The sequence below is a fragment of the Paraburkholderia sp. J63 genome (genome assembly GCF_905220245.1).
Taxonomy (GTDB): domain Bacteria; phylum Pseudomonadota; class Gammaproteobacteria; order Burkholderiales; family Burkholderiaceae; genus Paraburkholderia.
Genome location: NZ_CAJMZF010000064.1, coordinates 23,386 through 29,385 on the forward strand (window position 1 = coordinate 23,386; position 6,000 = coordinate 29,385).

At 65.9% G+C, this 6,000-nt stretch carries 6 protein-coding genes and 1 pseudogene; 1 reads left to right on the forward strand and 6 read right to left on the reverse strand.

Annotated elements, in window-relative coordinates; translation table 11 throughout:
* Positions 1–61: 61 nt before the first annotated feature.
* Positions 62–316, forward strand: a pseudogene (locus U5775_RS36205) (alkaline phosphatase family protein); the annotation flags it as partial.
* On the opposite strand, the gene U5775_RS36210 reads toward U5775_RS36205, so the two are convergent.
* From U5775_RS36210 to U5775_RS36235, 6 genes are all read right to left on the reverse strand, one after another.
* Positions 311–1,381 carry a zinc-ribbon domain-containing protein gene (locus U5775_RS36210; RefSeq protein ID WP_322062937.1) on the reverse strand — a complete coding sequence of 357 codons (1,071 nt, stop codon included), beginning with the start codon at positions 1,379–1,381 and terminating at the stop codon, positions 311–313. The pseudogene U5775_RS36205 and the gene U5775_RS36210 overlap by 6 nt on opposite strands.
* On the reverse strand, positions 1,378–2,805 hold the full coding sequence (locus U5775_RS36215) for a hypothetical protein (protein ID WP_322062938.1): 1,428 nt from the start codon (positions 2,803–2,805) through the stop codon (positions 1,378–1,380). The genes U5775_RS36210 and U5775_RS36215 overlap by 4 nt, the downstream gene beginning before the upstream one ends.
* Before the next feature lie 13 nt (positions 2,806–2,818).
* Positions 2,819–3,106 carry a PAAR domain-containing protein gene (locus U5775_RS36220; protein WP_322062939.1) on the reverse strand — a complete coding sequence of 96 codons (288 nt, stop codon included), beginning with the start codon at positions 3,104–3,106 and terminating at the stop codon, positions 2,819–2,821.
* Between the two features lie 198 nt (positions 3,107–3,304).
* Complete coding sequence (tssJ, locus tag U5775_RS36225) at positions 3,305–3,823, reverse strand: type VI secretion system lipoprotein TssJ (RefSeq protein ID WP_322062940.1); 519 nt, start codon at positions 3,821–3,823, stop codon at positions 3,305–3,307.
* The gene (tssF, locus tag U5775_RS36230) at positions 3,823–5,682 is read right to left on the reverse strand and encodes a type VI secretion system baseplate subunit TssF (protein WP_322062941.1); all 1,860 of its coding nucleotides are present in this window, start codon (positions 5,680–5,682) and stop codon (positions 3,823–3,825) included. Before tssF ends, tssJ begins: the two co-directional genes overlap by 1 nt.
* A partial coding sequence (locus U5775_RS36235; protein ID WP_322062942.1) for a type VI secretion IcmF C-terminal domain-containing protein occupies positions 5,679–6,000 on the reverse strand: 322 nt, incomplete at its 5' end. The genes U5775_RS36235 and tssF, both read right to left, overlap by 4 nt.

The following is a 6,000-nucleotide window of genomic DNA, read 5'->3' on the forward strand; positions in this document are numbered from 1 at the left end:
CCGGCGACTGATTCACCACGCTCGATTGAGGCCGCTTGAGGTTATACAAATTGATTGCTCGCCGAGGGAACTGGCGACGGCACGCCGCCGACGAGCAAGTCGACGCGTGAGCGTGGAAGGCGAGATCCACCACGTGGTGAATCCGGGGCGCTGCGGCAAGTACACCGCCGACGGCCTGCCCTACGGCCTCGGCCCGCGCGTGCCGATGACGATCGTCTCGCCCGGGAGCAAGAGCGGCTTCGTCTGCTCGCGGGTGTTCGACCATACCTCGGTGATCCGCGTGCAGATTGCAATACCCGGCCCTCCTGTGTCACCCCTCGAAATCGTATTTCAGGCGCTTCCTTCGCTTCTTCGAACGCTCAAGATTCGCGCAGCTCGGACACCAAGATCCGCCGTGGTACACGCTCGCCGGCGTCGCGGACCACACGTGGCCCCGATGGCATTCCCACGTGAGCTTCCTGTGGGCACCCAGGCTGGCCTCCGAAAGGCATCGCCCTCCCCGGCTCGCGGCCAGTTGCTGCATGGCATCCATCGGCAGCCGCTGCTTCTGCCAGGCACATTCGGAACACCAGTGGCCCTTCAGCACCAGATTGGCCGATGTCTTCCACTCATGGCCCGCTGCGCAGCGAAACCGGTAAAGTGCGCGGGTACCAACGAACGCCGTCTCAAGGCACTCCCCCCCATGCTGCCTTGCCGCCGCATGCAGCGCCTCAAGCCCGTCGGCACGACGTCGGCCCAGGCCCCGTTGCGCAGCAGCGCACTGCGGACACCAGTGCCCTTGCAGAATGTGTGAGCCACTCGACTGCCAGCGGTGCCCCGGCGCATATTGCCATTCGTAGCAAGCCTTCGAACCCAGATAATCGGTGGACAGACACCGGCCACCTTTTTCCTGCGCTGCAGCCTGCAGCTTCGCCAGTCCCTCGCCATCGAGAAGACGCGCGCCAGTGGATTGCGCTGCGCAGCGCGGACACCAGCTTCCTTCGCTGATCTTGCGTCCCTGCGCCTCCCACTCATGACCCTTCGCGCAACGCAGCCGGTAGCGATCCAGCAACCCCGTAAAGCGTCCGTCGACAAGCTCGCCTCCATGCTGCACAAGCATGGCCATCCAGCGATCGCGAATCGTATCGGCCTCACAACCCCGGCACGCTGGCGCCTCGGCCTGGTAAAAAACCGTCGCCGCATGGCGTTCAAAGCGATGCCCCTGCACACAGGCAAATTCATATCGGGTCTGATAGCCGCGCCAGGTACTGGTCAGGCATCTCCAGCCGAATTCGGCGGCACGCCGGTACAACTTTGCCAGCGATGGATGCTCCGGCAGCAATGCGGACTCATCGGCATCGGGTTGCGCCTGCCCGGGCGAGTCAGGAGTCGATGTGTTCACGCCCGCCATCCCTCGTCAGGCGACGGCCCTGGATCCCGATTCGTTGATGCCGTGTTCCATTCGGGCAGCGCGACCGCTTCGTACCGGCGTCGGGCCTTGCGGCTGCGGCAACGCGCCAGGATCGCACACTCCGGGCACCATGTCCCCCTCAGCACGTTCGCGGGCTTCGACCACCACGTGTGGCCCCGGTGACATTGCCACTGAAGCCTGCAAAGAGCCGAAACGTAGGCATCGGACAGACACTCGCCGCCGCGCGAGCGCGCCAGCGTCTGCATGTCGGCCACTGTGTACTGCGGCCTTCCACTGCATGCCGGGCACCAGTGATCCCGCACGGCATTCAGTGACGAGTCCCACTCGTGGCCCGCCGCGCAGCGCCACCTCAGATGGGTGCGCTGGTCAACATAATGCTCCGACAGGCATTCGCCGCCCCGGCTGGCGGCCAGTTCACGCATCTGCCCGATGGTCAGCCGCCGCCGGTCGTGCGCACACTTCGGACACCAGTGGCCAGAACGGACCGCACGGGGCGACGCCTCAAAACGATGGCCCGCTGCACATTCGAACCCAAGCGGCGTCGTACCGTTCACATACTCGCTGGACAGGCATCGGCCCCCGAGCTTTTCCGCCGCGCGCTGCACTTCCTCCAGCGACACCCGCAGGCGCACTTTCGCGCAGAGGCTGCACCATGAGCCTCCTTTCACACTGGACGGCACGGCCTGCCACTGATGCCCATTCGCGCACTCCCACAGCAGATGGGTGTTGCTGTTCATGTACTCCGTCGACAGGCAGCGCCCACCGCGCTCCGCGGCAAGCTGCCGGACCTCGGCGAGCGTGCTGCGCTGGCGGACCTTTGCGCACACGCGGCACCAGCCCCCCGCCTTAACCCTGACCGGCGTGGCGAACCACCGGTGCCCCGCCGCGCATTCCCATTCCACACGCGTCTTCGTGTTCACGTAGTCGGTGGACAGGCACCGCCCCCCGCGTTCCGCGGCAACCTGCTGCAGTTCAGCGATCGAGCTGCGCCAGCGATCCTGCGCACAGGTCATGCACCACGAACCGATCCTGATCTTGAGCGGTTTCGTCCACCACCGGTGCCCCCGGGCGCACTCCCATTCCAGGGGAACCAACGCGCCCAGGTACTCCGGGGACAGGCAACGTCCGCCGTGTGCGCTGGCCAGCGTCTGCATGTCCTCGATGTCACGGCGTGCAGCGCGCTCACGCTGCGAACAATACTTGCACCAGGAGGACCGGGTGATCACGTTGCTGGGTGTCGCCCGCCACTGGTGCCCGTTGGCGCACTCCCACAGCAGATGCGTACTGGTGTTCACGTATTCCGTCGACAGGCAGCGTCCGCCGCGCTTTGCGGCCAGAGCCTGCATCTCTTCGAGGGTGTGCCGCTTGCGCGTGCGTGTTGCGCCCGGCTTCATCGCGGGACACATCTCACACCTCGCAGTACGAGCGCGTCTGCGAGGCGATCAGACGTGGCGCGGGCGTGCAGCGGCAGCGGCACAGGTCGTCACTCAACGCCTGCTGCCGCCCGGCCAACCCCGTTGAGGAAACACGCGGCCCGACGCAGGCAATGTAACCGGTCGTCTGGCATTGCTCACACCAGACCGGATCGTTCTCGTAGGCAGCAGCCACGTCGTCGATCGGGTCGTCGCGCCCACTTGCCTGAACCCGGCCGCCAGCGGTCGTCGTATCGCCGTCGCGGATGTCATAGCGTTTCATGGTTTCTTTTCCCGTTTTGCACGCCGCGCCGGTCAGCCCGGCTGGCGCAGGTTGCACATGACCAGCGTATTGAGCATCAGCGAGATCTGCTGCAAGTCGAGCGCATAGTCCCCAAGCTGCGCATCGCTGGGCACAGCCTCGCCGTGCGGGGCAGGACCGGGAGCGTCACGGCCACCCTGCGCAGCAGGTATGGATTCCTCATTTTTCTTGCCCCGTGTCGAGTACGATATTGCGGTCCGCCGCAACGAGCCTGACCGGGTCGGTCTTCTTCCACTGCGCCTTCGGGATCAGCACCGACCACTCGGCACCGGACGTGTCACGAAAGAATGCCGCCACACCCACGTAGTTCGCGTCGTCGCCCATCGGCGCCGATACCTTCAGCGTCTGTCCCGGCCCGAGCGTGACGTCCTGGCTCCAGAGTGTCGCCGCCTTCAGCGCATCATTACCCTCGAGCAGTTGCGCGTAGGTCGCGGTCGCGAAGGGCTTGTCATCCTTCAACTGGTATATGCGCAGCACGACCGGCAGCGACGCGCCCCGCTTGTCCTGGTTCAGTGCGCCGCGCGCTGCCATGACGAGGTCCATCTGTTTCACCTTCGATACAAATACCGCGTGCGTCGCCGCCACCGTGCCGTCCTTCACCGACTGCCACATGCCGCACCCGCTCACCGTCAGCGCGAGGACCACGCCGGGCGCGGATCGTCTGATCCACATGGTCATCAGAGTGGCGCTCCCGTGAAATCGGTACGCGGATAGACCGTCTCCTGGCCGTCGATGGTCAGCGCCAGCTGGACGGAATAGTGAAAGCACGCATAGCGTCCCAGGAAGTGATTCAGCACGTCACCGAACAGCACGGCGTCGCCCGGCCCGGCGAAGGCGCCCGCGTCAAGGTCAACGTGGATGCGGGCGACCCGCAGCACACCGCCGCGCTGGATGACCTGGTCCTCGGAGAAACGCACCGACGTGATCGCGTCAATGCGCTGGGGAACCGCATCGTCCACGGTCCAGTCGTAGAGTTCGAGCACCTCGTGCAGTACCGGCGCGCCTGCCAGGACCATCTCGTTGAATTCGTTCACGCCATTCGCCGCGAAATGGCCCAGCGCGCGCGTCTCGTAACCCGGGAAATAACGCGGCGGATACTGCGGCAGACTCGGTCCCGTCAGGTTGCGTACCGACGCGATGCCCGTGAAGCCCGACACCGTCTCGGTGATCGTCGCCTCCGTGAGCGCGAGGCGCGGCAGGCGTCCGTTGTTCGCCAGCGCGCGCACCGTCACATGTCGATCCGGCTGCGGACGGTCCTCGTCGTTCTCTGCGTAGCGATACGTTCCCGCCCAGAGCTGCCCGGCCAGCGTCACCCAGAGTTCCCGCCCCAGCACACCATAGCGCAGCTCGGTATGGAAGTACCGCTCCGGCTTCTCGTAGCGCAGCATCCAGCCGCGATGCTTGAAACTCGTGAACGCCCGGTAGGCGTGCTGTGCGCTGCCCTCCGGATCGGCGGCCGTCACCGCAAGCAGGGCCCAGGGTTCGATGTGATCCTCTTCGGCGGCCTGCATGCGCAGACGATGCTCGGTGTCGTGCCAGCCGGCAGGCTCCAGCGGCAACGCATCGACCTCGAACAGGTTGATCACGGGCGTGCAGAAGAGGCGAAAGCTCTCCCGCCCCACTGGCTGGTCGCCCGGCATGCGTCCGGTCAGCTCGATCTCGAGGGTCATCCGCGTTTCCCCCACCGGCACGATCGCACTGTCGAAGCCACACAGGTCGACGAAGTGAAACTTCTCCGGGAACACGAAATACTCCAGCAGCGTCTGCTCGCGGTCCAGTTGCTGGTTGCGCACCTCGTTCGCAACCGGCCACACCCGCGTGGACGGGCCGAACCCTGCCGGCTCGAAGCGTACCCCGTCGAGCGACTGCAGCGCACCATCCCTCACCGAGGGCAGACGCAGGCCGACCGACGCGACCTGGCGTGTGAGCGCCGCGTACAACGCGGCGGCGGCAGACCGGTCGCCATGCAGGTACAGGCGGATGCGCGACAGGTCAACGGACTCGCGCTGGTCCCCGAACCAGAGGCCCAGGGTGAGGCGGATGACGGTGCGTCCGTCGGCGCGTACCGCCACCGCCGCGTCCTCGACCGACAACGGCAGCAGGTCGACCGCCTGTGTGGTGCGAAACGGGCATTGCACGCCGGCAGGACCAACCGGCGTCGAGCGCACCACGGCCCCGGCGGGAATCTGCGTCGTGGCCGCACTCCTGCGGTTCAGGGGCAGGCACTCGATGATCGACAGCGACGGGATCGCCCGCGCCATGTGTTCATAGAGGTTGTCGAGCACGCCCGCGGTAATCTCCGGCATCGCATCGTCGAGCTTCATGCGCAACCGCGCCACAAGGAACGCGAAGGCTTCATTGACCGCGCGGACGTGGTCATTCTCCTGACCGTACTGCATGCCCAGCCGCCGCGCGGCCTCGGGCTGGTCGCGCGCGAACTCGCGGCCCGCTTCGCGCAGATAGCGCATCTCGGCGTCGAAATATCTCAGGAACGGGTTTGCGCCTTCCTGCTGTTGGGCTTTCCACGGTGCGGTCAAGGTTGTAACTCCGGGGGCAAGGGTGGCAGCGAGGGCAGTCCGGCTATCACTCCGGCTCGGCCCGTCACGAAAATGCGATCCGGCATCTGGAAGCCACGCAGCTTGAGCAGCTCCAGCGGCCCCGCGCCCGCCTGTACGCGCAGCAGGTAGTGCAATGGCGAGGCTGGATCGCCGCCTGCCGCCGAAGCCGCCTTCGTATCCGCGTCTGTCGTTGTGCCGTTCCAGGCGAGTTCAAAGCGCGAATCGTCAAGCGGCTTGACCTGGGCCTTTTCGAGCATGCGCAGAAACGCCCAGTCACCCGTGGCGTCGGACGCGATA